This is a genomic window from Wolbachia endosymbiont of Rhagoletis cingulata, assembly GCF_048537655.1.
GTDB lineage: Bacteria > Pseudomonadota > Alphaproteobacteria > Rickettsiales > Anaplasmataceae > Wolbachia > Wolbachia pipientis.
Genome location: NZ_CP175927.1, coordinates 1,191,222 through 1,217,643 on the forward strand (window position 1 = coordinate 1,191,222; position 26,422 = coordinate 1,217,643).

A 26,422-nucleotide genomic window follows, 5' to 3' on the forward strand; every position below is an offset into this window, starting at 1 on the left:
TGCAAAATTTCAGTAGTCACAGGATGGATGCACCATGAGCTAAAAGCCATTCCACAAGATCCCTATGATCAAAATCAGTGGCATAATGTAATGCTGTCATTCCCCTATTATTCTTAGCATTAACATCTGCTTTGCGTTTTAGTAGCACTCTAGCCGTGTCAAAATTTCCCATAATAGCAGCAAAGTGTAGCGGAGTGTTGCCATTTTCATCTTTAGCGTTAACATCATCCCCTTCTTTAATGAAGTATTTTGTTAATTTTTCACTTCCAATTTTAGCAGCATGGTGCAGTGGAGTTTTATTGCATTCGTTCTTAACACTAACATTTGTGGTGTGTTTCAATAGTGTCTTAGCTAAAGCAACCATACACATCCCATCGTCAATAGAATTTGTATCACGAGCTGAAAGTAACTCCACAAGTTCTTGGTGATCAAAATCAGTGGCATAATGCAATGCTGTCATTCCCCTATTATTCTTAGTATCAACATCTGCATTGTGTTTTAGTAGCACTCTAGCCGTGTCAAAATTTCCCATAATAGCAGCAAAGTGTAGCGGAGTGTTGCCATTTTCATCTTTAGCGTTAACATCGGCACCTTTTTCAATGAGGCATTCTATCGTTTCTATACTTCCACTTCTAGCAACATAGTGCAGCGAAATTCTATTTTGTTCGTTCTTAACATTAACATCTACATTATGTTCTAATAGTACCTTAGCTACGGCAACCCTACCCATCTTAGTAGCAAGATGTAGCGAAGTATCGCCATCTTTATCCTTAGCATTAACATCTGCATTATGTTTTAATAGTACCTTAGCCACGTCAACCCTATACATCATAGTAGCCCAGTGTAACGCAGTGAAGCCACTTTCATCTTTAGCGTTAATGTCCGCCCCTTTGCCTATAAGGTATTCTACTATATCAACCCTTCCATCATAAACAGCCTGATGTAACGGAGTGATACCATATCTGCTCTTAGCATTGAGGAGAGTAGACCAGTGGAACTTCCCCACCAGTCTCTCGCAAAACTGTACGTAAACCTCTTGATTTATACAGCTTCCATTATTCAGCCTTTTGGCCTAACCCTAGTGTCCAGTGATAGAAAATATCCGGAGACCTCTTTCTCACCTTTCCTAGAAATTGTCTTGCTAGTCTTCCGTGACTCCTGAGTCTCTTATATTTCCTTTTCACCCACTTTTCTAGATGCCGCTCTATATTCTTTAGAGATTTGTATACTTCAGTTCTGTAAAATTTGCCATAGTACTGATACCAGCCTCTGACTATTGGATTTACTTTTCCTGACATCTCCTCTAATGTTATATGCGTATTTCGTAGCATTTTCCATGACCTTATGGTTGTAGTAATCTTTTTCTTGGCCTTGTTGCTAATTGCTGGGAGAAATGAGACAAAATATTTCCCTATTTTATTTCTTGCTAACCTGGGTCTGAATGTGTAACCCAGAAAATCAAAACTTTGTTTAGGAAATCCACCACTCCTATTGTCATCCTTACAGTACACTATCTGTGTCTTTTCAGGATGTAATTTCAACTTATACTCAGCCAATCTTTCTTCGATCATTACTTTCACAAACTCTGCCTGTTTCTCTGTTCTGCAGTGCACTATCGCATCATCCACATACCTCTCAAATGGTACCGTCGGGTAGTTCTTTTTCATCCATATATCAAACACATGATGCATGAATATATTAGAGATGATTGGGCTAACTGAACCTCCTTGCGGAACTCCTTTATCCCTAACTACCTTACTGCCATCTGCTTGCTGAATGGGGGCTTTCATCCACCTCTCAACATACAGTATGACCCATTTGCAGTCTGTGTGCTTTTTGATAGCTTGCAATGCCAAGCCGTGGTCCAAATTGTCGAAAAATCCAGATATATCAAGATCTATCGTCCAATCGTACCTCCAGCATCTTTTACGAGCTGTATCTACCGCATCCAGTGCAGACTTATTTGGTCTATAACCATATGAATCCTCATGAAATTTTGGTTCTACCAGCGGCTCTAGATACATAGCAGCAGCCGTTTGCCCTATCCTGTCGAATACTGAAGGAACACATAAAATTCTTTGCCCTCCTGTATCTTTTGGTATCGCAACAGCTTTTACCGGCTCTGGAAAATAACTTCCGGATGACATCCTATTCCATAGTTTGTACAGATTATCTTTTAGATTTTCTTCAACCTTTGTTATCGAAACCTCATCCACACCAGCAGCACCTTTATTTTTCGATACTTGTTTATAAGCTCTCCAAATAAGTTGCTTTGATATATCAAAAGACTTTGTTTTACTCATTAACTCCTCCCTTTCGGTTGATAAATCATTAAAACTAAATAACTCAGCCCCTTCTCTCGATTTCCATTACAGAAACTTCTTCACTACTACGAGCTGATCCGCCCCTGTTTTTCGCATCGGTACTCTCATCCTTAGAGTTTAGCTCCTTGGATTTCTCCCTTATCATCGAAACGACAGGTTCCCGTAGTTCCACACAATAGCCTGAAATGGATTCATGCCACCTTTATGCCGGACGCCATCTATCCAGTAAACAAGCTCCCGATAGATTTATCCCAGGTTACAAACGACCCCCTGGTTTTGACGTCATTTAAAAGGTTTCGACACTTCATCAGTGGTTCACTTTCGTTCATCTCTCTATTCCTTACATGACATATAATTATGCCTTTTCCATAACGCTCACTACCTTGGCTCTTTACCAAAGCAGCTTATGGTTGTTTGAAGCCTGCTCTTGTAAACCGGCTCCGAGGGACCTACCCTCATCTACTGTGCAGCTTTTGCACTTAGTTTGCTCTTACTTGAACATTCTTTGTATCTCTACGGCACACCATCTGCACCCTTATTGATAAAATATTGCACTATGTCCAATCCTCCACTCTCAACAGCTGAACACAATGGAGTGCTGTCAGATCCATCCCTAGCATTAACAACACAATTAAATTTATCTGGGTGTTTTTCTTCCATATGTGTTAATACGCACCTAACTGCCTCATAACTGCCACTTTCGGCAAGTGAATGCAACGGTGTATATTTCCATTTACCATAAATAGGATTAAAGTAAAATTCGTCAATTAACTCACCATACTTACTCACATATCCCCAAACAGATGCAACAATAGAATTATCTATTAATACATCATAACTGTTTATCAATTCTAGAGCTTTCCTTAAGACCTCTTCTTCTCGGCCTTTCTCTTGTAATTTTAATCTAGTCACCTTTTGCACTAGTCTGTAAATATTTACTACTCCTTTCCTTAATTTAATCATTGAATATCGATTAAGTAACTCAACAGCATTCCACAACGCTTCTTTATCATTAGCTACTTGCTGTGAAAAGATTTCTTCTATATAAATCTCATTAGGAGAAAAATAGGCCATTATCTCGAGAATGCTCAATGCTTCCGGCCCAAATTTTTTTTGCACTATAGCATCAATTGTAATTTTCCAAGTTATGAAAGTTGCCTTAGCATAACGATCACTTTTATATTCGGACTTAAAGTCAAGTAGCTTCTCTGCTATCTTTTCACACTTTTTCAGATAGCCACCAACTCTAATCCTTTTTCTACCCCTATGACTAAATACAATATTTTCTTCACTAATATATGTAACCGCTAGTTTTAAAGCCAATTGGGAATATTGTAGTTCCTGTGCTAGCTTTTTTATTTCCTTATTCTGTAAATTGTTTTCTATATTCAAAGCCCTTTTAACAAATTCTAAAGCTTCTATTTCATCAAATTCATCTGATTCTTCTATATCTCCTTCTTCTCTTGCTTTCGATTTTTTGTCACGAGGACCATAAGGTTTTTTATGGGGTCTTTGCTTGTTATTTTGCGCTGTTACAGCTGCATGTATTTCATTCAGTGTTTTACTATCCTTATGCTGTTGTTTTGCTATTTTATCAATTCCTTTATTCCCTTTCTTTACCCCTCGTTCTATCCCACATAGAGTGCTGGCCCATAGCTCCACTTTTTGGAAAAATTCTTTTCCTTCTTCTGGCGAAAGAAAACGTCCTTTTATATCTTTCACCCAGTCTGATATTTTCTCCAGAAGGTCATTGCAAAAGATTTCATTGTCACCAACATAGCCAAACTTTTTGGCCAATCTACCACTCATCTCACCTTTAAACAATTCTTTTAGCTGACTTTCATTGGGCAAATTAACCGCAAACACTAGTTCATTTAAAAAGTCTTCGACTTCTTTATCACTGACTTCTCTACCTACCTTACCCTTTATAAAATCCTTATTTTCCTGCAAGTATGAGATAATACTATTATCAAATTTATATCTTACACCATCACCTACATCCAGAAACTCATCTTGTGTGTCTATTCTTATAACTGAAATTTCCTTTTCTTTATTCTTTCCACTCGACATCATTCTCAGCTTTCTCACTTCATGTTGTGCTGAATCTGTGAAATCAAAATCAATATTCGTAACAATAGCAAAATACTTCATCTCACCCTTAAACTTTCCATTACTTTTGATCTTTAAATAAGCAATAAAGTATTTCAACAAATTAAACTCACCACTCTTTGTTAATAAGCTACCTACACTGATTTTTTCAGTTCCATCTTGTTTGTGTTTGACTTGCACAAACCTATGTATTGTTGTTTTATTTTGCTTACATTGGAGAACAACATCATCAAAGCCTGCAGCTGACTTCAATTCTGTAGCTAAGCGGAAAGGACATTTTTTATCCATCACACGCATGAGAAATAATATGAGCCACAACTCTTGATAGTCAATACCATGGCGAGAACATTTTGCCCCCTAAACAGGATGATCTTCAAGCATCCTCAACCTCACATAATTTTAAAAATAGTACCAACAAATGGTAAAAAAGTTATATGTCATGATATACAGATATCGTAGCGTAAATCTGAGAATATCTACGAGATGTGCTGTTATGTAAATAAAAAAATGTGACTAATTACTTAATCTTTCACTCAAAATTGAATTCACGACATCAGGGCTGGCTTTTCCCTTGGTAAGTTTCATAACTTCGCCGACAAAGAATCCGTATAACTTTGTTTTACCGCTTTTGTATTCTTGAACTTTATCTTGGTTGTTATTGATGATTTTGTCGATAACTTCTGATATTTGACCTCTATCGGTTATTTGTTTTAGGCCTTGCTCTTCTATAATTAAAGATGCAGGTTTGCCAGTTTCAAACATACTATCGAATACCTGCTTGCCAAGTTTAGCAGAGATTGTTCCATCAACGATAAAATCTAAGAGTTCGGACAAAGCATTTGCTTTGATTGGGGAGCTCACAATATCAATACCTGCTTTATTCAAACGACCAAAAAGCTCTACGGTTAACCAGGTAACGGCGAGCTTTGAATCATGTTTTTTTATCAATTCCTCAAAATAATCAGCAATTGCTTTATCGGAGGTAATGACGTTTGCATCGTATTCATTGATACCCAATTCCTCAATGTATCGCAGCTTTTTTTGATCTGGCAACTCGGGCAAAGATGATTGAATTAAATCAATTTTATCCTGGCTTACCTCAACAGGTAATAAATCAGGCTCAGGGAAGTATCTATAATCGCTTGCATCCTCTTTGCTTCTCATCACTTTTGTTTTTCCCGAAGCAACGTCAAACAATAAGGTATCTTGACTTATTTCTTCTCCACTTTCTAAAATTTCAATTTGTCTTTGTATTTCATAGTCTATAGCTTGCACAATATAACGTATCGAGTTCAGATTTTTTATTTCACAACGAGTGCCAAATGTACTACTGCCTTTTAGGCGGACAGAAACATTTGCATCACAACGAAGTGATCCCTTTTCCATATCACCATCACACGAACCAATGTAACGCAAAATCTGCCTCAATTTTTTCATGCATTCTGCAGCTTCCGCAGATGAACGGAGATCTGGTTCTGAAACAATTTCCATTAAAGCAACCCCTGCACGATTTAAATCTACATAAGTTTTGCTTTCCTCATGAACGCTCTTTCCTGCATCTTGCTCTAAATGAATTCTCGCAATTCTTATTTCCTTTTCATTGTCGTTGATAAATACTCTACCATTTTTAACTATTGGCTCAAAAAACTGGGTTATCTGGTAACCTTGCGGTAAATCAGGATAAAAATAATTTTTCCGATCAAAGTAAGAATACTTATTAATTTCTGCAGAAAGTGCAAGACCAGTGCGTATTGCTTGCTCTATGCAGTAATAATTTAGTATTGGCAGCGTACCTGGCATTGCCGCATCAACTAGAGAAACTTGAGTGTTATGCTCAGCACCAAATTCCGTTGATGAGCTAGAAAATAGCTTCGTATTAGAAGAAACTTGAGCATGCACCTCAAGCCCAATTACCTCTTCCCAATCCTCTTTCGTCATGTATTTTATTTAAATGATAATCTTAATATTCTGCAAAATTAGCACAAAAAGTCAAAACAAAACTCATGTTAGCTAAGTGGTATGCAGATTGTTTTACCCATAGAAACGGGTTAAATGCAAAAGATTACTTGACAAGCTTCGCCAGCCCTCTTATCATAAAATTGAAGCTATTTATTTATCTTCTCTGTACAGATTAAATGACAAAAAAACTCACGTATCTGGCGTCTCATGTTTAATTTTTTGCACTATGTGCACCTTATGTCTTTATCAAACTTCTACCTACATAAGCTGAAACGCGCTTATAAAGCGTTTAAAACATAAAAAAACGCCAACTTAAAAAATGGATAGTGAATAACTAGCTACCCTAGGGTTTCTTTTGCCTTTTTTTCTGTTTAGTAAATTTCTTAACGTTTATAATTTAGATTAGTTGCGGTTTAAAAGCAACTGAATCGCGGTTATTAAGTGTTTAGAATAAAAAAACGCCATACTTGAAAGTATAATGTAAGTAATTAGCCAACCACGGGGCTTCTTTTGCCTTTTTTTTCGTTTGGTAAATTTCTTAATGTTTGTAGCTAAACGATAACCGTCATCCCGCTACTTGTTAGCGGCCGAGATACCGCGAATGAATTGCGGTATGACGTAGGATTGCTGTCATTCCAGTGCCAAGCACTGGGATCCAGCCTTTATTATTTGGTTGAAATTAAGTCTTCTGGATCCCAGTGTCAGCTACTTGGATGACACCATTCTTTTTCCTGGATTCCAGTGTCTGGGCACTGGAATGACATCCTCCCTTGTGGAGATTGCTCTCAAATCACAATGTTCGTACAGCTATGCAAACACAAAGGTGTCATTCCAGCGCGTGACGCTGGAATCCAGTTGAGCTATTTCAACAAAAATACTGCATTTTGAGATGAACGTCTATTCTCACCAGACTTATTTACAAGTATAACAATTAAAGTCTGGATTCCAGTGTCAAGCACTGGAATGACATCATAGGGGCACTGCCCTTTTGGATGGAAACCAGTGTCAGCTACTTAGATGATACCTTTTTTCTACTTAGTTTGGGTTATGCAAGAAGTCTATTGCATTCCTGAGCAATTTGATTCATTATTCTTTTTGTAAAAAATTTTCTTAACTTTCTCTCCACTTTTTTGGTAAGGTCACTTTAAAGGAAGTCTAATAGATGCTACATAGAAATCCAGATGAGTTTCTAAAGTCTATTCCAAAAGATAAGCGCATAATGTGCCTTGACATGGGAGAAAAGCAAATAGGCATAGCATTTAGCGATAAAACACAGCTCATAGCCACAGCTCATAGCATATATCACAGAAAAAATATGAGCAAAGATTTAGGTTATCTGCATAGAATATTCAAAGAAAATGAATCTGGATCAATGGTAATAGGACTACCATTAAAAATGGACGAGCAAGAAACTAAATGGTGTAAAACTATAATCCAATTCGCAAATAAAATAATAAAAAAATATAAAGTAAATATATACTTACAAGACGAAAGCTTCTCAACATCTATCGCAACTCATACACTAAAAATTACTGGAATATCAATCACAAAATCGAAAAAAATAGATGATAAAATCTCCGCATGTATTATTTTGCAACGAACGTTAGACAAGATAAATACAATCAAATAGTTTTTCCAGATCTGGAAATCTTCAAACTGAATCCCATATAAAAGTTACTCAACAAAACAAGAACCTTTCGTATAAGCATGACAAATTGCTACAGCAAGAGCGTCAGCAGCATGGTGGCATTTTATACTCAAATTTTTAACTATTTGCTTCACCATAAATATAATCTGATCCTTATCAGCATGGCCATTTCCGGTAATGCTTTTTTTTACATAGTTTGCATCATATTCATTCATAGTTAGCTTTGTTATTTTTAACGCTAAAATTACAACCCCTCTTGCATATCCTAAAGTTAGTGAAGATTTAGGATTTTTATTAACAAAAATTTTCTCCACCGCAGCTTCATTCGGAGAGTATAGGGAAATTACTTTCTTTAATTGTTCAAAAATTATATGTAGGCGTTCACCTGTACCCAATTTACCATCAGTTGATATGGTACCGCCGCCCAAAAATTCAATATTATTTTTTTCGTTCAGGCTGATAATGGCCCACCCAGTCTTGCTTATTCCTGGATCTAGACCTATTATTTTAACCACTTAATAAACGCTTAACCAATAGACAAACAAAAATAAAAATATCCAGACTACATCTACAAAGTGCCAATACCAGGAGGCAAACTCAAAGCACAAATGGTCCTGAAGTGTAAATTGGCCTTTCCGTGCTCTAAATAAACACACTGATAAAAATATTATTCCTATTATAACGTGTGCGCAGTGAAAACCGGTAATCATATAAAAATTGGATGTATAAATAAGCTTTTCTCCTGTTTCTTGTAGAGAAAAACTCGCTTCATGATACTCTATTGCTTGCACTATTATAAAAAAAACTCCAAGCAATATAGTTATGGACAGCATTTTAATCATGCTCTTTTTATCATTTTTAAGTAAAGAGTGATTTGCCCAAGTAATTGTTGTACCAGAAAGCAATAATATTAATGTATTCATGAATGGTAGTGACCACGGATCAGGTGGCAAAATTCCCTCAGGGGGCCATTCAACTTTTTTTGCAGGAGAAAACGCCTCAAATAAAAAAACTGGATCAAGCCAGGCTTTAAAGAATGAACAAAAGAACACTATAAAAAATACGACCTCCGAGAGAATAAACAAGTACATTGCAAATTTGAGTCCATGTTTTACAATGGCAGTGTGACATTTGTCATAAATGGCCTCCCTTATTACATCTCTCCACCAATAAAACAGCACCCCTGATACTGCGGAGATTCCCAAAACTAAACAAAACATTCCGACAATTTGTTTATGAAGCGCGCCAACTAATCCAAGTGCAAGAATAAGAATTGCTGCTGATACAGCAATTGGCCAAGGGCTTGGATCCACTAAATGAAAATCATGTTCTTTACTTTTCATAGCATTTTAAAAAATACTTATTAAGGATACAAATTAGCTTAAAATTGTCAATGTTCCTTAGGAAATTGATTGAATCTTGAAAAATTATATGCACCGTTCAAAAAATCTAACACAAATTGTGCAGTTATTCTAAACAACTCAAGCATTCTGCTCTTTTCGTTTTCTCTTGCTCTGCTGCAATATCCATCAACAATATTTTCCAAAATAATGCATCCAGACTTTACTGAATCACTGTAACAAAAATTAAACTAATCCCTATATCTATTATTTTTCTTGAATCTATTTTTCATGCTATCAACGACAGTCTCGTATATAAACATGCAAGAATACAAAACCGTCATAGCCTCATAGGTATTACTATGCGAGATGGATAAAAGAAAATTAGTGAAATTAAAACACTCAAGAGATTTCTTTTCGCGACTTATACCGTACATAGTAAAGTAGTAGTCATATAGCATTCTATTAACAGTCACTACTCTTTGGGCTACTTCAGCAAGCGAGATAATACTACTATAATCTTCCATTTTGGATGCAGTAATTAAGGTGGTACGAATATAATCACCTAAGAACAACGTCTTTTGTTGAGCATAGAATTTGAAGTTCTCTATATTTAGGGTGTTATTCGCTAACTCAACATTAAAAGGATGCTCAATTATATCCTTTAAAAGATTTGACCCGTAACAGCTCCTAATTATGCCACTGAACACTGTAGTTACCGATAAAAGATCAAGTTAACGTAAATAATCCGCTGCTAATATTCTTTGCTAGATATATTAGAGTAATATGCCTCATCCCAAAACATTATTTCTAATTCCAGCCCTTTCTTAAAAAACTCATACATCCTCTTTTTTTCACAGTCACTAGCTTTTTTATATAGCTTATTTGTAATATCAGTAACCTCATCAATTACAGCATTTACTGTTTCGCTACTATAAATGTTGATCCACTCTTTGTATTTGTTATTTTTAACCCCTTTAGTTGTTATCTCATTTACCATATGGCGTATAACGATTTGGTATATGTTAAAGCAAGAATAAGATGCTACTAAAGCTTCATTAACAGAATTGTGATATGCGGCACTCATGAAAAAGTCAGTAAAGGCAGAATAAGCTCTTGACTTTTTGTGATCATCAGATAGATCACAATCTTCAAAATATTTTTTATACTGTTCTCGAACATAAAATGCTCCTTGTGCCAAATTGATTAAACTACTCATCATTTCAATATCATCAACTCTAGCTGCAACAATTAAAAAAGCACGAGCGCAATCTATACAATACAGAAAATCCTGCTGAAGGTAGAATTTGAATTTTTCATAATCTAATGTATTATTTATCAATTCAACATTAAAAGGGTGTTCTTTTATTTTATCAATAAGATCAGAAAACTCTTTTAGAGGTTGTCCGGAAACAAGTAAAAGGCTATAATATCTGAAATTTTAGTACGGGGTAAAGATGAGAAAAAAGTATCCAACAGATCTAAGCGAAAGGGAATGGGCAAGAATAGAAAAACACTTCAGAGTATCATACAAGAAAGGAGGAAGGCTGCCAAAGTATAGCAAAAAAGAAATATTAGAAGCAATTTTCTATGTATTGCGTACAGGGTGTCAATGGCGGTATTTACCAAATGATTTTCCGCTATGGAAGACTGTGTATGAGCAGTTCAGGCAATGGAAGAAGCAGGGAATTTTTGAGAAAATGAATTATGAAATTACAAAATATAGTAGAAGAAAAATAGGAAGGAATGAGCAGCCGAGTGCCTGTATAGTAGATAGTCAATCTGTAAAGACTACAGAAAAGGGGGGATCAAAGGCTATGATGGAAGTAAAAAAGTAAAGGGTAGAAAAAGGCATATAATTACAGACACTCAGGGTTTTATACTAGGTTGTTACGTAGGCGCTGCTAACGAAAATGATAGAGATGGTATTAAAATAGCATTAAACAATATGAGAACAAAATATACTAAAGTTAAAAAAATGTGGGCTGACATGGGATACCAAGGAAGAAATTTAAAGAATCACATAAAGGAAGAATATGACATAGATATTGAAATTGTTAAAAGGCCTCCATGTAGATTTTGGGTGCACAAAGATACGCCACCTGAGCTACTACCAACAAGAGAACAAGGGTTTAAAGTACAGCCAAGAAGATGGGTTGTAGAAAGGACTTTTGCTTGGGTTAATAGGAATAGAAGGCTATCGAAGGAGTATGATTTACTCACAACATCCACTGAGAATTTCATATACCTAGCTATGAGTAGGGTTATGTTAAAGAGGGAATATGCTTGAATTTACTAGTTTCCGGACAACCTCTAAATACATTTTTAATATTTTTATAGAAATCTATTAGTATAGATTTTGTATGCTGTTCTAATGGCTATTTTTAAATGCTTAATACTCCTCTTCATTATTTCTTGCACACATCTACCTACCAAGCAATATCCTATTAACATAGACAATTATAAGCACGATTATCCGTTGCAACAATATAACACCTCTTTGGAGATTAATGAACCGGCAATACCAGAAATTATGCCTTTACCAATAGAGTTTCCCGATCTCACAATCAGTAATCAGCTTATTTCTATTAATGTTAGTGAAGAAGTATCAGTAAAGGATTTGCTGATTGAGATAGGAAAACTTTCTGACGTTAACTTGGATATGGACCCAAAAATATCAGGTAATATTATTTTAAAGCTAAAAGATAAGGATATAAACGAAGTAATTCAGAGTATAGCAAATAGCGCCAAACTGCGTTACTCAACAAGTAATGGTGTAATTAGAATTGAGCAGGACTTGCCATACGCACAAAATTATTACGTAGACTTCATCAATATTCAACATTCTGCTCAAAGCAGTTTCGTCATTAATAACAATATTACTAACAGTGATGGAAGTAACGTTGATAGGGACTATAACAATGTTATGAAGTCTCAATACAGTAGTGACTTATGGAATTCATTAGAAAAAGGCTTGAATGCAATAATGGATGTTAACGGGGTGGATGATGGCGAATTCCTTTCATCCAACAGAGAAGCTGGTGTTATTATTTTGAATGCTAGAAAAGATATCCACAAAGCTGTTGAAGAATATATTAATAAGGTTAAGAAGTTAGCGTCTTCTCAAGTAATGATAGAGGCAAAAATAGTTGAAGTTGTGCTAGATGACAAATACCTTTCTGGTATGAACTTAAATGACTTACAAGATGGAACTAAGTCTATAATAAATCAAGATAACTCCATTATTAACCTAGCAATGAACTTTGGTGCAAATGATCTAGGAGATTTAGTAAAAAATTTAGACAAATTTGGCACTTCAACTGTAATTTCAAGCCCCAGAGTACATGCTATAAATAATCAGCAAGCGATGATTTCATTTACTAAAAACCATATTTATTTTACCTCCGATATACAAAAAGATACTAGAAACTCTAATCAGACCTTAATTACCAAGATGAATAGCGTCCCAATAGGTGTTGTGCTAATAATCCACCCAAGCATTAACATTGATACTAGTGAAATATTCATGGATATACATCCAACTTTATCAAGAATTAACGGCTACACTAAAGATCCAGATATAGAGTACGTCGCACAGCAGAGTAAAATGAAATTAAATAGCGACATTCCAATTGTTGAAATCAGAGAAATGAACTCTATGTTAAAAATTAAGAGCGGTGAAATTATGGTAATCGGCGGGCTTATAGAACATAGAGAAGATAAGCAAAGCTTATTGCATCAGAAATCAAAAAGGCTAGCGAATAATATTAGAACAGTAGAAACTGTCATTTTTTTAAAAGCAACAATAGTACCAACATTTGGTTTGTTAGATAGAAAAGATAAGAATTTATATATATATTAAATTATCACTAAAAATTAAATATCAAACCAACTTCAATATTGTGAGTAGATATGTCATCTGCAACAGGTATCGGAACGCTAAAGTAACGATAGCCGAGAAAGGTTTTGATTTCTGGGATTATTGAATAATCAACACCAAGTTTTATTTGATAAGCAAACCAAGGAACATTCAGTGGCATTGAATTTTGGGGTGACCCATTAATCCTTTTTAATCTAAAAACTGTTGGTCCTATACCAAGACCGATGTACGGAGCAAATTGTGTATCCTGAACGCTGGGATTATAATAGAAGTTTAACAAAAACGCAAATATACTTGCTGATTTATCAAATACCGGAGGAGAATTACTATCTTCAATATTGGCTATAGAATACGCGGCTTCAAAATCAATTTTACCATTTTCTCCAGCATAGTAACCTAAAGACATGCTGCTAAACCACTGGAAATCAATTTTACCATCAAATTGCTGTATACTTTTAATTTCATCTGCCACTATATTTTTTATTATAAAACCATAATGACTTTCAACTAAAGTTAGGACTCTTTTTCCTATTTCTTGTATACCCTTTACAAATATTTCTGAATTATCATGGTATACCTTACCACCGTTAGCGCTAACATAAAAATCAAGTTTTTTTGATTTTTCTTTTGTAGGCTCAGCTTGATCTGCAATACGTGACCACATATTTTTCTGATCAGCTACTTGGAAAACAGAAGGTGGACTACTTTCAAGTTCTTGATATTTTATTGGTATTTCTTTTGCAGTAACCTCCTCAGAACGTATCACACTTTTATTATTGTCTGTTTCTAATTTTAAGGGTTGTACTTGCTCAATGTGTGTATCATTACTAATATAAGTAATAAAAAAATAGACACATGAAATGAAAATCAAAAATAAAGTAATAGATATTCTAGTTATCATAAATGAATTCACAATTATCATTTACAGTATAATTACTATATCGTATATTTCTTCAATGTACAAAAATTAAGAAAAAATATTTCCAATTAGATAATTATTTTCCACTCCTTTAACATTAACTTTCACAATACTCTTGGCTTGAGCTTTTGATTCAAGCTTTATTAATGCAAAATTTTCTGCTCTACCGACATTATTTTGCTCAACCAGAACACTTTGCTTAGTGTTGATCAAGGATTGACAAAAACTGCTCATAATTTCTTTATTTACTTCTCTTAAATTTTTTACTCGTTCTTTACGCACATTCTCTGGTACTTGTGGCATTCGTGCAGCAGGTGTATTTTTCCGCTCTGAATATGGAAAAGCATGTAGGTAAACTATATTTGTTTTTTTCAGTAAATCAACTGTATCCTGAAACATTTCATCAGTTTCTGTTGGAAATCCAGCAATAATATCAGCGCCAAATGCTATATTAGGCCTCAAGCTCTTCATTTTATGACAAAATTCTATCACTTGTTCTCTGTTGTGACGACGCTTCATTCTCTTTAGTATTAAATTATTACCAGATTGTAGACTCAAATGTAAATGAGGCATAAGTCTTGACTCATTAGCTATTAAATCCATTAATTCGTCGTCAACTTCAGCAACATCGATAGAGGAAAGTCTTAGCCTCTTCAACTCTGGTATATCCTTTAAAACTCTCCTAATCATTGAACCAAGTGATGGCTTACCCAACAAATCTGTACCAAAGTCAGTAATATCAACCCCTGTAAACACTACTTCTTGATATCCATTTTCTACAAAGATCCTGATTTGCTCTATAATACTGTTTATTGGCACAGATCGATTATTCCCTCTTGCCTCAGTAATTGAACAAAATGTGCAGCTATGATTACAACCATTTTGAATTTCAATAAATGCCCTTGACTTATCTTCAAATCCATTAATTAGAACAGGTTCTACTTGGTTATCACTGACCAAGATTTTATCGTCATTTAGTAAGTAATTTTCAGCTTTTAGCTTATCTTGATTACCGAGCACTTTACTTACACCAGGAATGCTACTGTAAACTTCTGGATCCAACTGAACAGCACAACCAACTACGATAATTTCTTTATTTGGATCATTTTTGTAAATCTTACGTATCTTTTGCTTTACCTGACGTTCTGCTTCGTTTGTCACTGCACAGCTATGCACCACAACAACATTTTCTCTCTTTGCTTTTTTTAATGCTTCTTTGATTAACTCGCTCTCGTAAAAATTTAGACGACAACCAAATGTTATCACTTCATTCATGTTAGTATTTTTTGCTTTAATAGACCTAAATTATATCAAATATCCAAGCAAAGTCTCTTGCATGACTATTTTTTTGTAAATAAATGCTATGCAAGCAGCAGACACTGGGATCTCAACGATTTTCACTCAGACACAGTATCACTCCTTTGCTTATTATAGTCTTTTGACCTTTTTAAGATACAATCCGGATTGGATACTGAGTTGGTGAGTATAAAAGTATAGCTTCTACGTCATACCGCTGCGGTATCTCTTAGCCGCTAACAAGTAGCGGGATGACGATTGTCGGTGAATCTAAGTTACCTTAGCTACATTTCTAGCTGTAACTATAAATGTATGGATTTTTTATCGTGCCATGTTATAATTAACGTCTTGCTAAAAATTAAATATTGATGAATGAACTAAGAAAGTTAAGTATTACACAAATGCATGACGGGCTCAAAAAAAAGAGTTTTTCTGCCGTTGAACTCGTAGAGGCGCACATCAGTGTGGTTGAAAATGAGAAATTAAATGCATTTATAACAAAAACCCCAGAGATAGCAATGAAAGCTGCTAAAGCTGCAGATGAACATTTCTCTAGGCAAAAGGATGATTTAATCTCGCCGCTCATGGGTGTACCAGTTGGCATCAAAGATCTATTCTGTACAAAAGGAATAAAAACAACAGCATGCTCAAAAATGCTGGAAAATTTCGTTCCGACTTACGAATCTACGGTGTCTGACTTGCTTTTAAAAAGTGGAGCAGCCATGCTCGGTAAGCTTAATATGGATGAATTTGCTATGGGTTCTGCGAACACAAATAGCTATTTTGGCCCTGTTGAAAATGTGTGGATTAGAAAAAGCGATGGGGAAAAAGTTGTTCCTGGTGGATCATCTGGTGGATCTGCAGCATCGGTGGCTGGATTTTTATGCGCTGGAGCACTAGGGAGTGACACCGGTGGATCTGTGCGCCAACCAGCAGCTTATTGTGGAGTGGTTGGAATAAAGCCAACTTATGGAAGATGCTCGCGTTTTGGTATGATTGCATTTGCGAGTTCTCTAGATCAAGCAGGAGTCATTACTCGTTCTGTCTCTGATTCAGCATTAATGCTGGAAGCAATCTGTGGCTATGATACAAAAGATTCAATATCAAGCGAAAAGCCAGTGCCTAAATTTTCTAGCTTTATAAATGGTGATGTCAAGGGTAAGCGTATTGGTATACCAAAAGAATATAGGATGGATGGAATTTCAGAGGAAATAGTCCATAATTGGGAGAAAGTTGCTTCCTATTTAAAAGAAAATGGCGCTGAAGTTGTTGACGTTACTCTGCCACATACTAAATATGCAATACCAGTCTATTATTTAATTTGTTCTGCTGAAACTTCATCCAATCTTGCTCGTTATGACGGTGTGCGTTATGGGTTCAGGGTTGATGCTGATACCCTTGAAGAAATGTATTCACTAACAAGAGCAGAAGGTTTCGGTAAAGAGGTGAAAAGAAGAATTTTAATTGGCGCTTATGCGCTTTCCTCAGGTCATTACAATGAATATTACGAAAAAGCACAGTGTATCAGGGCATTAATCAGAAATGATTTTATAAAAGCGTTTGAAAAAATAGATTACATACTTGTGCCATCTGCTCCAACAGAAGCTTTTGGCTTAAATGAAAAGCCAGATCCGCTAATTATGTGCATCAATGATGTGTTTACTGTGCCGGCAAGTCTGGCAGGATTGCCTGCTATTTCTGTTCCTGTTGGGCTCTCCAATGAGGGTTTACCACTTGCCTTGCAAGTGATTGGAAATTATTATGATGAAGCTGGAATATTAAATGTGGCAAGTGTGATAGAGCAAAATTGCGGCAGAATAATTAGACCTCTTGCATAATCTATTTTTTGATAGTAATTTTTGCATTAAAATTTGCTTACGCTCCTCAACGTACTCTATGGTTCCATTTTTAGATGAATAGCAAAAACAGGGTATATTAATCTGTTTACAAAATTTTCGTGTAACAGTTCACACTTAATTAAACAGACTGAATTCTGTAATTTTGGGATGTTGAAAAATTTACCTCACGTTGTCATTCCAGCGCATAACGCTGAAATCCAGATTTATAGAAACGAAAAAACTTGCTTGACACATTTTGCCAACCCCCTTATTATGAAACTGAAGCTATTTATTTATCTTCGCAATCTCTGCAGTGGATTAATGACAAAAAACTTAATGTATTTGGCGTAAATCATGCTTAATTTTTTGCACTATGTGCACCTCATGTCTTTATAAAACTTTTAGGTTTCTACCTATACAAGCCGAAACGCGCTTATAAAGTGTTTAAGACAGTAAAAGACGTCAAATAGACAAGGGAGAATTTGAATACTAGCTACCCTAGGGTTTCTTTGCCTTTTTTTTATTTGGTAAATTTCTTAACATTTATAGCTAAACGACAACTGTCATTCCTGTAAAGGTCAAGTATCCCGCTACTTGTTAGCGGGATCTAGAGATACCGTGACGGTATGACGTAGGATTGGTGTCATTCTGCTACTTGTTAGCGGCTGAGATACCGCGAATGAATCGCGGTATGACGGTTCGCGGTGGCATGACGATAAGCTCGTCATCCCGCTACTTGTTAGCGGCTGAGATACCGCGAATGAATCGCGGTATGACGGTTAGCGGCGGCATGACGTAGGATTGCTGTCATTTCGCTACTTGTTAGCGGCTGAGATACCGCGAATAAATCGCGGTATGACGGTTAGCGGTGGCGTGACGATAAGCTCGTCATTCCGCTACGTGTTAGCGGCTAAGAGATATCGCGGTGGTATAGCTATAAATTGTTGATATCTTTTTTATATCACATTTTTAACTTACAATAGTTAGCCAGCGTTCCTTACATTAACCAAATCTTTCAAATTCTGCACTCACCACTACCTATAACTCACTTTCACGCAATATTGATCGTTCTTAAAAAGCAATCTAACATTTTTTATTCCTTGATTGCGAAGCTTTGATGCAGCTGATTTAGCAGCCTGAGCACTTTTAAAAAATGCAACATATCCCTTACTTTCTGCACTGTCTTGTTTCGGATGACGTTTCTGCATTTCTTTTTCATATTGCTTTCTGTAATGAGGAGTATTTTGTATCAATTGTTCTGACATCTTTCTTAGGTATTGAACTTTTACTTTTGCAAGCCCAGATTTATGAAATCCTAAGACTTGAGCTGCTTTTTCTGATAAGTCTATTATTCTGCCTTCAATAAAAGGCCCTCTATCGTTAACCCTTGTAACAAGCTTTCTTCCGTTTTCTAAATTAGTGACAAGAACAAAGCAGGGTAAGGGCAAAGTCTTATGCGCTGCAGAGATCAAGTGACGGTTAAACGCTTCACCATTTGCTGTAAGTGTGCCATGATCTTCTATTCCATACCACGATGCTATCCCTATCTCTTCATAGTGTTTACAGTTTTTTGGATAATAAGTTATACCATTTATTGTGTAGCTGCTGCCAATTTTATAATGACCTGCAGTGCAGTTAAACCTGTTGCTAAAACTGCAGCTACTTATCAAAACAAATATTAGACATAGAAAGGTTAGGTTTTTTATCATTGTATTCGGTAAGAGGGTTCGATACTATGAGGATTTTAAATTATACTATAATAAATTTAGTAATGAGTAAACATCTACTGCTAAATATTAACAAAACTCAAAAAGGAATAATACATATTATTGGTATAGGTGGAATCGGAATGAGTGCCATTGCTGAAATTCTTCACAATTCCAATTGCAAAGTTCAAGGCAGTGATGCACAATCAAACGACAATATAAATAAGTTACAAAAGCTAGGTATAGAGGTTTTTATTGGTCACAATGCTAATAATATAAGCCAAGCTCAAATAGTTGTACATTCTTCTGCAATAGAATCTGATAATGTGGAGTTAATTGCGGCAAAAAATAACAATAAAACCGTTTTGCATAGATCAGACATACTTGCTGAAATTATGAAAGGTAAATATGTGATAGCGGTTTCAGGTTCAAGCGGAAAGACAACAACAACCGCTATGATTGCTTCCATTTTTGATCATTCTGGCATTGATGCGACTGTAACTGTAGGAGGGATATTAAATTCCTATAAGAGCAACTTCAAACTTGGAGGGAGTGACACTTTTCTGATCGAGGCTGATGAGTCTGATGGAACTATGCTAAAAATCCCTGCAAAGATTGCTGTCATAACAAGTATCAACAATGACCACATAGATTATTACGGCACATTTGATAATATCAAAAATGCATTTTCCCAATTCGTGAATAATGCAGGTTCTGCAGTTTTACCTGATTCTGTAGACATCGATTATGATGCGGGTAATTCTATAACGTTTGGGTTTGAGAATGGTAGCATAAGAGCCAGCAACATTAAACAGCATGCTAACAGCATAGAATTTGATGTGTTGAACAACTGGATTCCAGCATTACGTGCTGGAATGACAAAAGGAAAGTGTACAGAGATGTCATCCCAGTGCGTGACACTGGGATCCAGCCCTTTAAAAAACATAGTACTATCAAATGCAATTGGAATTCACAAAGTAAGCAACGCCCTAGCTGCAATATCAGTTGCGATAAAGCTCGGAATTAGCGATGCAGATATTAAAAAAGGCCTTTTGGAATTTCAAGGAGTAGCAAGAAGATTCTCTTTGATTGCCGATATTAAAGGTGTTAAGTTAATTGAGGATTATGCCCATCATCCAAATGAAATATATGCAACTTTAACGGCTGCACGTTCGATTACTAAAGGAAAAGTAATAGGAATTATCGAACCACTTCGTTTTGCCCGCATTCGTAATTTTTTTGATGAATTCATACGCATTTTCATGATGTTTGATTATGTCATCCTCACTCCTGTTCATCCCCCAGAAGACAAGCCTATTCCTGGTTGTGGGATTGATGATATACAAAAAGCTTTAATCAGTAATGGATTTAATAACACAAAAATTATGAATGATGCTTTGCTCATTTCACATTTTATTAGTGATTCGACAAGTCCAAGTGATATAGTATTATTTATTGGTGCTGGTAGTAATATAGCTACATTGGCAAAGGAAACTGCAGCACTTATTGCGGAAGTTAAGGTTTAATGTAATGAATAAGATAATCAATAACGTATTTGCAAGAGAAATTTTAGATAGCAGGGGTTACCCCACTATTGAGGTAGAAATTGAGCTCTGTGATGGTGCAATAGGCAGGGCATCTGTACCTTCTGGAGCTTCAACCGGTAAATTAGAAGCCTTGGAACTCAGGGACCAAGATGAGAAAAGGTATTGTGGTAAGGGAGTGCTGAAAGCTGTTCAAGCTGTAAATGGGATAATAGCAGATGAAATCATTGGAATGAATGCAGCGGACCAAAATGCAATTGATAAAGCATTAATTGAACTGGATGGAACAAAAAACAAATCAAAACTTGGAGCAAATGCAACTTTGGGTGTGTCTCTTGCAGTTGCAAAAGCAGCAGCAAACAGTTTCAAAATGCCGCTATATAGATATTTGGGAGGAAAGCAGACGAGTGTTATGCCGGTTCCACTCATTAACATAATTAATGGTGGAGTACATGCAGACAATAAGCTCGATTTCCAAGAATTCATGATTCTTCCGGTCGGTGCTGAGACTTTCAGCGAAGCGATTAGAATATCTGCGGAGGTATTCCACAACTTACGTAGCATTCTTAAGAAAAAAGGTTATAGCACAAATGTAGGGGATGAAGGTGGTTTTGCACCAAATATTGAAAGTACTGAAGAAGCACTTGATTTGATCATATACGCTATAGAATCAGCAGGTTATTCAGCGCAAAGTGATTTTGCACTAGGCCTTGATGTTGCTTCATCTACTTTTTATGAAGATGGAATTTACAAATTTGAACACAGAGATCTTACTTCAGAAGAGTTGACTGAATATTATTGTAATCTTGTGGAAAGATATCCAATAATTTCTATAGAAGATGCAATGAGTGAAGACGACTATGAAGGTTGGAAATTACTTACTGCAAAATTGGGGAGTAAAATTCAATTGGTTGGGGATGATTTGTTTGTTACAAATTGTGAACTGATATGCAAAGGAATAGAGGAAAAAATGGCAAATGCTGTACTGATCAAGCCAAATCAAATAGGGACGTTAACAGAAACTTTTGCTGCTATTGAAATGGCAAAATCAAATGGCTATAAAGCTGTTGTTTCTCATCGCTCAGGTGAAACAGAAGACACAACAATATCTCATATAGCAGTTGCGTCAAATTGCGGGCAAATAAAAACCGGGTCGCTATCGCGTTCTGATAGACTCGCGAAGTATAACGAGCTAATCAGAATAGAAAGCGCATTAGGAAAGGATGCTAAATATTATCGTGGGTTAGCATGGGTTTTATAGACGAAGTAAAATTGTGTTTAAAAGCTGGTGACGGTGGTGATGGCTGTGCAAGTTTTCGTCGAGAAAAGTTCGTTGAATTTGGTGGTCCAAATGGTGGTAATGGAGGAAAGGGTGGAAACATAGTTTTCATCAGCGACGCTAATCTCAACACTTTGCTTCATTTTCGTTATAGAAGACACATTAAAGCAGATAGTGGAAAAAATGGTGCAGGCAGGGATAGATCTGGCACAGCAGGGAAAGACGTTATACTTAAAGTTCCAGTCGGTGCACAAATAATTGATGAAGAAAGTGAAGAGATAATAGTAGACCTTGACAAGCCTGGTATGGAATTTCAAGTAGCACAGGGTGGAAAAGGTGGACTTGGAAATACTAATTTTAAATCTTCTACTAATAAGGCACCAAGACATTTTACTTACGGTCAGCCTGGCGAAGAAAAACATGTATTATTAAAACTAAAAGTTTTATCAGATGTTGGAATTATTGGCATGCCAAACGCAGGTAAATCAAAATTTTTGACTCGCTGCTCAAATTCCGATACAAAAGTAGGCGATTATCCATTTACCACCGTAAGACCTCATTTAGGCATGGTAAAAGTGGATGATAGCGAAGTTGTAATAGCAGATATTCCTGGAATAATTACTGATGCTCACCTTGGAGTTGGGCTCGGGCATAAATTTTTAAAGCACATAGAAAGGTGTCAAATTTTACTTCATTTAATCGATGTAACTCACGATGACGTTGTTTCGGCTTATAGTTGTATCCATAATGAATTGGAACTTTACAATAGTGATCTTGTTGAAAAAGAAGAGATTGTAGTATTAAACAAATGCGACTTATTGAGGGAAGCAGAAATTCTGGAAAAGAAGAATCACCTAGCTAATTATCTCAATAAAGAAGTGCTGTGCTTATCAATTAATGGTGATTTACAGCCTATTTTAAGATTATTAAGTGAAAAATTGAAAAAGAGTAATTCTAAGGAAATCGATGTATATGATCCTTTTAAAGCGTAAATTTTCTATTTATGGATGTACAAGAATGGTAGCGTGCAACCAGAACTAAGCGTACAGCTGTGCAAACATCGTGATTTGAGTCCACCAGAAGGGTGTCATCCCAGTGCCCAGACACTGGGATCCAGGAATTTTATTAAGTTGGTAAGCATAAAAGTAGCCGTTTTATGTTAAAATACAACGTTTTGATGATTATGAAAAGGCTGGATTCCAGACTGGAATGACACCATCATAAAGTGAATCAGTGTCAGCTACTTGCATCTACCATGCAAGTTAACTGAAAATTGCAATGTTCGTACACTTGACTACTTGGATCTAGTATGATTTAATTAACAAAGAAGTAGGCATGAAAAAATTATGTAGTGAACCAGTTTGCATAACACCAGGAGGAAAATATGGATAGAAAGACGAGAATAGAATCAGACAGCTTAGGGGAAGTAAAAGTACCAAGTGAACATTACTGGGGAGCACAGACTCAGCGTTCTTTAGAAAATTTTAAGATTGGCACAGAAAAAATGCCAGAGCCTCTGATTAAAGCATTAGCAATAGTAAAACTTGCAGCAGCGCGTGTTAATATGAAACATGGTGTTATAGATGATAGGGTAGGGGACGCAATTTGCACAGCCGCGAGGGAAGTAATAGATGGCAAATTTAATAATGAATTTCCGCTTGTTGTTTGGCAAACCGGATCCGGAACGCAGACTAATATGAATATGAATGAAGTGATCAGCAATCGTGCAATAGAGATTTTAGGTGGTAATTTGGGTAGTAAATCTCCAATACATCCAAATGATCATGTGAATTATGGTCAGTCGTCAAATGACACCTTTCCAACAGCAATGCATATAGCAGCAGCAGAGCAAATAAACTGCTTGCTTATTCCAAATCTTGAAAAATTGCATAAGGTGCTGGATAATAAGGTTCAGGAATTTAAAGATATAATAAAAGTAGGACGTACTCATCTGCAAGATGCAACGCCCCTAACACTAGGACAGGAGTTTTCTGGCTATGCAGCCCAGATTAAAAAGGGGATAGAGAGAGTAAAATCAACTTTAAGTGGTATATACGAGCTTGCACAAGGTGGCACTGCGGTTGGCACGGGACTCAATACTAAAAAGGGTTTTGCTGAAGATTTTGCAAAGCAAGTTGCAGGAATTACTAACCTTCCATTTACTTCAGCAGGCAATAAATTTGAAGCGCTAGCAGCAAATGATGCTTTAGTTGAGCTCAGTGGAACACTCAATACAGTAGCAGTCAGTTTAATGAAAATTGCAAATGATATAAGGTTGCTTGGTTCTGGTCCAAGATGCGGAATTGGGGAAATAATGTTACCGGAAAATGAGCCTGGTTCTTCAATTATGCCAGGTAAAGTGAATCCAACTCAGTGTGAAGCGGTGACTATGGTATGCACTCAAGTTATGGGAAATCATGTTGCTGTAACCATTAGTGGTTCAAACGGTCATTTTGAATTGAATGTGTTTAAGCCAGTGATAATTTACAATGTTTTGCAGTCTATAAGACTTTTAGCTGACGCAAGTTTAAATTTTACAGAAAAATGTGTAGTTGGTATTAAAGCAAATGAAGAGAGGATAAAAGATTTACTGAATCAGTCGTTGATGTTGGTCACTATATTAAATACGCATATAGGGTACGACAATGCAGCAAAAATAGCGAAGCTTGCTTATAAAGAAAATATCACTCTAAAAGAAGCAGCAGCAAAACTTCAACTGCTCACTGAGGAAGAGTTTGAAAGGATAGTGAAACCAGAAGAAATGGTAAATTATTTGTAACCGCTCACACTTAATTCTTCAATCTCACTAATAGAAAGGCCAGTAAACTTGACAATAGTGTTAACATCAACATTATTATCTTGCTTTGTCTACCTTATTTTGCCGCTCACCTGAACGGATACGGTTTAAGACATAAGATCCTTTTTCATAGCTATACTACGTTATCCAGCGTCTGGGCACTGGTTTCTTGGTACTTATTCCGCAATAATTTTTTTTTCCTTCAATAAACTTTGCAGTTCGCCTTTTTCGTACATCTCGCGAGTGATGTCGCAACCACCAATAAACTCTTCCTTTATATATAATTGTGGAATTGTTGGCCAATCAGAAAACTTTTTTATAGATTCACGTATTTCATCATTCTCCAACACGTTAATATACTTAAACTTCACGTTCAATTTTTTTAGGATTGACACGACGAGTCCAGAGAATCCGCATTGAGGAAAATCAGAAGTGCCTTTCATATACAATACCACATCATTTTCTGTTATATCTTTTTTTATTTGTTCAAAATTGCTCATAAATTCACCTTATTTTTAAGTATTAGTTTCCAGTTGCAAGGCGTGTATAGACTGACCTTCCAGAGCTTTATATACCATTTTATGCTGTTCTATTTTTGTCTTTCCAAGAAAACACTTGGAGTTTATTTTTAAATGATAATGGTCATCATCTCCAGCAAGATCATGAATCTTTATATCAGCGTCGGGGAACGATTGTTTGATGATCCTCTCTAATTCGTGAATTGCAATAGTCATTGATTTGCTTTAAATTACAATACTTTCATTATAAATCTAAAACGATTGAGCGCAATAAAAAGTTGCTATCATAAAAAATAGAAGCATACTATAATAATGGAATGACAAATTATGCAGGGAGGCTTTGTGGTGGGCGAAAGATTTAAATTCACATATCTATTGGTTTTGCTAACTTTTTCATTTAGGTGCTTATCTTACGATGATAAAATAAATAACTTAGAGAATGTTTACATCAAAGCTAACTATTTTGGAGCATTCTTCAATGCAATAGGTTCTCTAGAAGGAAAAGAAGATGCAGGTGACAATATAACAGAGGGGGTTTTTAGTTTTAATAAGAAGGAGCGAATTGAAGCTGGATACAGTCCTAAATATGTTCCAGGGTTTGCCGGTAGTGCTGCAATAGGGTATTTATTCAAAAATATGAGAGTTGAGTTTGAAGGCTTATATTCTCAGACTAACTTATATGATGAAGATTATTCAGATAAGAAAAAAGCAAGATATATTGAACTTCGTCGTCACAATGATGCGTCTACTGGAGCGGAATGCAATTCACCTTGGAGAAGTGGAAAGGTTGATATTCACATTCAAGAAAATTGTAGTGTTGAAGCAGAGTTCAGAGCTGCATTTAAGATGAAAAATGAAGGTTTTAATAACTTAGCTGGAATGGTCAATGTATATCGTGATTTTAATATAGCAAAAATGCCATTCACCCCATATGTTGGTATTGGTGCAGGTGTAACTAGGGTTAAATTTCTAGGAAAAACCAGATATGCCTTGGCTTACCAAGCAAAACTTGGTATCAATCACCAACTTACAGCACAAACTCAAGCATTTGCTGGTTTACGCTATTTTGGTATCCTTGATAACCAATTTAAAGATATTGTACCAGGAATAAAGATACTAGCTGGTGAAGGATATATTCCTGCCGGTGGAGGAAGTAAAGTTGATGAAACTGCACGTGTTGAATCAACAACTGCAACCATTACCAATAGGTTTGGCATATATGGCTTAGAGTTTGGGTTGGTTTATCACTTTTAACTTTATCCAAT

Annotated in this window: 24 protein-coding genes; 9 read left to right on the top strand and 15 right to left on the bottom strand. The window is 35.9% G+C overall.

Going from position 1 to position 26,422, the window contains the following annotated elements; genetic code table 11:
- Positions 1 to 16: 16 nt before the first annotated feature.
- The 5 genes from ACJZL3_RS05390 to gatB all read right to left on the bottom strand — a co-directional run bounded on the left by ACJZL3_RS05390 (position 17) and on the right by gatB (position 6,371).
- On the bottom strand, positions 17 to 1,006 hold the full coding sequence (locus ACJZL3_RS05390; protein ID WP_419198709.1) for an ankyrin repeat domain-containing protein: 990 nt from the start codon (positions 1,004 to 1,006) through the stop codon (positions 17 to 19).
- Positions 1,007 to 1,055: 49 nt separating this feature from the next.
- The gene (gene ltrA, locus ACJZL3_RS05395; protein WP_419198601.1) at positions 1,056 to 2,303 is read right to left on the bottom strand and encodes a group II intron reverse transcriptase/maturase; all 1,248 of its coding nucleotides are present in this window, start codon (positions 2,301 to 2,303) and stop codon (positions 1,056 to 1,058) included.
- A gap of 43 nt (positions 2,304 to 2,346) precedes the next feature.
- Positions 2,347 to 2,469 (bottom strand): hypothetical protein, encoded by a 123-nt coding sequence (locus tag ACJZL3_RS05400; protein ID WP_419198602.1) that lies wholly within the window; start codon positions 2,467 to 2,469, stop codon positions 2,347 to 2,349.
- 368 nt (positions 2,470 to 2,837) lie between these two features.
- Entirely contained in the window at positions 2,838 to 4,721 is a 1,884-nt protein-coding gene (locus ACJZL3_RS05405) for an ankyrin repeat domain-containing protein (RefSeq protein ID WP_419198710.1), read from the bottom strand.
- Positions 4,722 to 4,946: 225 nt separating this feature from the next.
- Complete coding sequence (gene gatB / locus ACJZL3_RS05410) at positions 4,947 to 6,371, bottom strand: Asp-tRNA(Asn)/Glu-tRNA(Gln) amidotransferase subunit GatB (RefSeq protein WP_419198711.1); 1,425 nt, start codon at positions 6,369 to 6,371, stop codon at positions 4,947 to 4,949.
- Between the two features lie 1,183 nt (positions 6,372 to 7,554).
- On the opposite strand from gatB, the gene ruvX reads away from it, so the two are divergent.
- A complete protein-coding gene (gene ruvX, locus ACJZL3_RS05415) occupies positions 7,555 to 8,022 on the top strand; it encodes a Holliday junction resolvase RuvX (RefSeq protein WP_010082183.1) in 468 nt (155 codons plus the stop codon).
- 44 nt (positions 8,023 to 8,066) lie between these two features.
- Here the strand turns inward: ruvX and ruvC are convergent, their stop codons facing one another.
- The 5 genes from ruvC to ACJZL3_RS05440 are packed head-to-tail and all read right to left on the bottom strand — an operon-like array spanning position 8,067 to position 10,722.
- A complete protein-coding gene (gene ruvC / locus ACJZL3_RS05420; protein WP_038199503.1) occupies positions 8,067 to 8,555 on the bottom strand; it encodes a crossover junction endodeoxyribonuclease RuvC in 489 nt (162 codons plus the stop codon).
- Complete coding sequence (locus tag ACJZL3_RS05425; protein WP_006279354.1) at positions 8,556 to 9,383, bottom strand: cytochrome c oxidase subunit 3; 828 nt, start codon at positions 9,381 to 9,383, stop codon at positions 8,556 to 8,558.
- Positions 9,384 to 9,430: 47 nt separating this feature from the next.
- Positions 9,431 to 9,586: a hypothetical protein gene (locus ACJZL3_RS05430; protein WP_395462591.1), complete on the bottom strand. Its 156-nt coding sequence runs from the start codon at positions 9,584 to 9,586 to the stop codon at positions 9,431 to 9,433.
- 45 nt (positions 9,587 to 9,631) lie between these two features.
- Positions 9,632 to 10,090: a hypothetical protein gene (locus ACJZL3_RS05435; protein ID WP_419198712.1), complete on the bottom strand. Its 459-nt coding sequence runs from the start codon at positions 10,088 to 10,090 to the stop codon at positions 9,632 to 9,634.
- A 44-nt stretch (positions 10,091 to 10,134) separates the two neighbouring features.
- Positions 10,135 to 10,722, bottom strand: a complete 588-nt coding sequence (locus tag ACJZL3_RS05440) for a TenA family protein (protein WP_419198713.1) — start codon at positions 10,720 to 10,722, stop codon at positions 10,135 to 10,137.
- A 115-nt stretch (positions 10,723 to 10,837) separates the two neighbouring features.
- On the opposite strand from ACJZL3_RS05440, the gene ACJZL3_RS05445 reads away from it, so the two are divergent.
- Both ACJZL3_RS05445 and ACJZL3_RS05450 read left to right on the top strand, forming a co-directional pair.
- A protein-coding gene (locus tag ACJZL3_RS05445) for an IS5-like element ISWpi1 family transposase (RefSeq protein ID WP_264374449.1) occupies positions 10,838 to 11,670 on the top strand; the annotation gives its coding sequence in 2 pieces (ribosomal slippage) (positions 10,838 to 11,207 and positions 11,207 to 11,670; 834 coding nt in all).
- An 84-nt stretch (positions 11,671 to 11,754) separates the two neighbouring features.
- A complete protein-coding gene (locus ACJZL3_RS05450) occupies positions 11,755 to 13,242 on the top strand; it encodes a type II secretion system protein GspD (protein WP_015588942.1) in 1,488 nt (495 codons plus the stop codon).
- 7 nt (positions 13,243 to 13,249) lie between these two features.
- Here the strand turns inward: ACJZL3_RS05450 and ACJZL3_RS05455 are convergent, their stop codons facing one another.
- Both ACJZL3_RS05455 and mtaB read right to left on the bottom strand, forming a co-directional pair.
- Positions 13,250 to 14,161: an outer membrane protein gene (locus ACJZL3_RS05455; protein ID WP_070357048.1), complete on the bottom strand. Its 912-nt coding sequence runs from the start codon at positions 14,159 to 14,161 to the stop codon at positions 13,250 to 13,252.
- A gap of 66 nt (positions 14,162 to 14,227) precedes the next feature.
- The gene (gene mtaB, locus ACJZL3_RS05460) at positions 14,228 to 15,454 is read right to left on the bottom strand and encodes a tRNA (N(6)-L-threonylcarbamoyladenosine(37)-C(2))-methylthiotransferase MtaB (protein ID WP_010082135.1); all 1,227 of its coding nucleotides are present in this window, start codon (positions 15,452 to 15,454) and stop codon (positions 14,228 to 14,230) included.
- A 389-nt stretch (positions 15,455 to 15,843) separates the two neighbouring features.
- Here mtaB and gatA point away from each other — a divergent pair, with 389 nt between their 5' ends.
- Positions 15,844 to 17,313, top strand: coding sequence for an Asp-tRNA(Asn)/Glu-tRNA(Gln) amidotransferase subunit GatA (gene gatA, locus ACJZL3_RS05465; RefSeq protein ID WP_419198714.1), 1,470 nt, complete (start codon positions 15,844 to 15,846; stop codon positions 17,311 to 17,313).
- 1,034 nt (positions 17,314 to 18,347) lie between these two features.
- On the opposite strand, the gene ACJZL3_RS05470 is transcribed toward gatA, so the two are convergent.
- Entirely contained in the window at positions 18,348 to 19,022 is a 675-nt protein-coding gene (locus tag ACJZL3_RS05470; protein ID WP_010082236.1) for a septal ring lytic transglycosylase RlpA family protein, read from the bottom strand.
- Between the two features lie 26 nt (positions 19,023 to 19,048).
- Here ACJZL3_RS05470 and murC point away from each other — a divergent pair, with 26 nt between their 5' ends.
- From murC to fumC, 4 genes are all read left to right on the top strand, one after another.
- Positions 19,049 to 20,545, top strand: coding sequence for a UDP-N-acetylmuramate--L-alanine ligase (gene murC / locus ACJZL3_RS05475; RefSeq protein WP_419198715.1), 1,497 nt, complete (start codon positions 19,049 to 19,051; stop codon positions 20,543 to 20,545).
- A 4-nt stretch (positions 20,546 to 20,549) separates the two neighbouring features.
- On the top strand, positions 20,550 to 21,824 hold the full coding sequence (gene eno / locus ACJZL3_RS05480) for a phosphopyruvate hydratase (protein WP_010082238.1): 1,275 nt from the start codon (positions 20,550 to 20,552) through the stop codon (positions 21,822 to 21,824).
- Positions 21,812 to 22,834, top strand: coding sequence for an Obg family GTPase CgtA (gene cgtA / locus ACJZL3_RS05485; protein WP_006280016.1), 1,023 nt, complete (start codon positions 21,812 to 21,814; stop codon positions 22,832 to 22,834). Before eno ends, cgtA begins: the two co-directional genes overlap by 13 nt.
- Positions 22,835 to 23,226: 392 nt before the next feature.
- Positions 23,227 to 24,621 (top strand): class II fumarate hydratase, encoded by a 1,395-nt coding sequence (gene fumC / locus ACJZL3_RS05490; RefSeq protein ID WP_010962632.1) that lies wholly within the window; start codon positions 23,227 to 23,229, stop codon positions 24,619 to 24,621.
- 194 nt (positions 24,622 to 24,815) lie between these two features.
- Here fumC and grxD read toward each other — a convergent pair whose 3' ends face one another.
- On the bottom strand, positions 24,816 to 25,139 hold the full coding sequence (gene grxD, locus ACJZL3_RS05495; protein ID WP_006280013.1) for a Grx4 family monothiol glutaredoxin: 324 nt from the start codon (positions 25,137 to 25,139) through the stop codon (positions 24,816 to 24,818).
- Positions 25,140 to 25,154: 15 nt separating this feature from the next.
- A complete protein-coding gene (locus ACJZL3_RS05500) occupies positions 25,155 to 25,373 on the bottom strand; it encodes a BolA/IbaG family iron-sulfur metabolism protein (protein WP_006280012.1) in 219 nt (72 codons plus the stop codon).
- Between the two features lie 129 nt (positions 25,374 to 25,502).
- Between ACJZL3_RS05500 and ACJZL3_RS05505 the strand changes: the two genes are divergently transcribed.
- Complete coding sequence (locus ACJZL3_RS05505; RefSeq protein WP_233417545.1) at positions 25,503 to 26,411, top strand: P44/Msp2 family outer membrane protein; 909 nt, start codon at positions 25,503 to 25,505, stop codon at positions 26,409 to 26,411.
- Positions 26,412 to 26,422: the final 11 nt, after the last annotated feature.

Excerpts from the sequence above, each read along its gene's own strand:
- cgtA (WP_006280016.1), top strand. The coding sequence starts at position 21,812 with ATGGGTTTTATAGACGAAGTAAAATTGTGTTTAAAAGCTGGTGACGGT.
- ACJZL3_RS05425 (WP_006279354.1), bottom strand. The coding sequence starts at position 9,383 with ATGAAAAGTAAAGAACATGATTTTCATTTAGTGGATCCAAGCCCTTGG.
- eno (WP_010082238.1), top strand. The coding sequence starts at position 20,550 with ATGAATAAGATAATCAATAACGTATTTGCAAGAGAAATTTTAGATAGC.
- ACJZL3_RS05400 (WP_419198602.1), bottom strand. The coding sequence starts at position 2,469 with ATGATAAGGGAGAAATCCAAGGAGCTAAACTCTAAGGATGAGAGTACC.
- gatA (WP_419198714.1), top strand. The coding sequence starts at position 15,844 with ATGAATGAACTAAGAAAGTTAAGTATTACACAAATGCATGACGGGCTC.
- grxD (WP_006280013.1), bottom strand. The coding sequence starts at position 25,139 with ATGAGCAATTTTGAACAAATAAAAAAAGATATAACAGAAAATGATGTG.
- ltrA (WP_419198601.1), bottom strand. The coding sequence starts at position 2,303 with ATGAGTAAAACAAAGTCTTTTGATATATCAAAGCAACTTATTTGGAGA.
- gatB (WP_419198711.1), bottom strand. The coding sequence starts at position 6,371 with ATGACGAAAGAGGATTGGGAAGAGGTAATTGGGCTTGAGGTGCATGCT.
- fumC (WP_010962632.1), top strand. The coding sequence starts at position 23,227 with ATGGATAGAAAGACGAGAATAGAATCAGACAGCTTAGGGGAAGTAAAA.
- ACJZL3_RS05470 (WP_010082236.1), bottom strand. The coding sequence starts at position 19,022 with ATGATAAAAAACCTAACCTTTCTATGTCTAATATTTGTTTTGATAAGT.
- murC (WP_419198715.1), top strand. The coding sequence starts at position 19,049 with ATGAGGATTTTAAATTATACTATAATAAATTTAGTAATGAGTAAACAT.
- ACJZL3_RS05455 (WP_070357048.1), bottom strand. The coding sequence starts at position 14,161 with ATGATAACTAGAATATCTATTACTTTATTTTTGATTTTCATTTCATGT.
- ACJZL3_RS05405 (WP_419198710.1), bottom strand. The coding sequence starts at position 4,721 with ATGGATAAAAAATGTCCTTTCCGCTTAGCTACAGAATTGAAGTCAGCT.
- mtaB (WP_010082135.1), bottom strand. The coding sequence starts at position 15,454 with ATGAATGAAGTGATAACATTTGGTTGTCGTCTAAATTTTTACGAGAGC.
- ACJZL3_RS05500 (WP_006280012.1), bottom strand. The coding sequence starts at position 25,373 with ATGACTATTGCAATTCACGAATTAGAGAGGATCATCAAACAATCGTTC.
- ruvX (WP_010082183.1), top strand. The coding sequence starts at position 7,555 with ATGCTACATAGAAATCCAGATGAGTTTCTAAAGTCTATTCCAAAAGAT.
- ACJZL3_RS05450 (WP_015588942.1), top strand. The coding sequence starts at position 11,755 with ATGGCTATTTTTAAATGCTTAATACTCCTCTTCATTATTTCTTGCACA.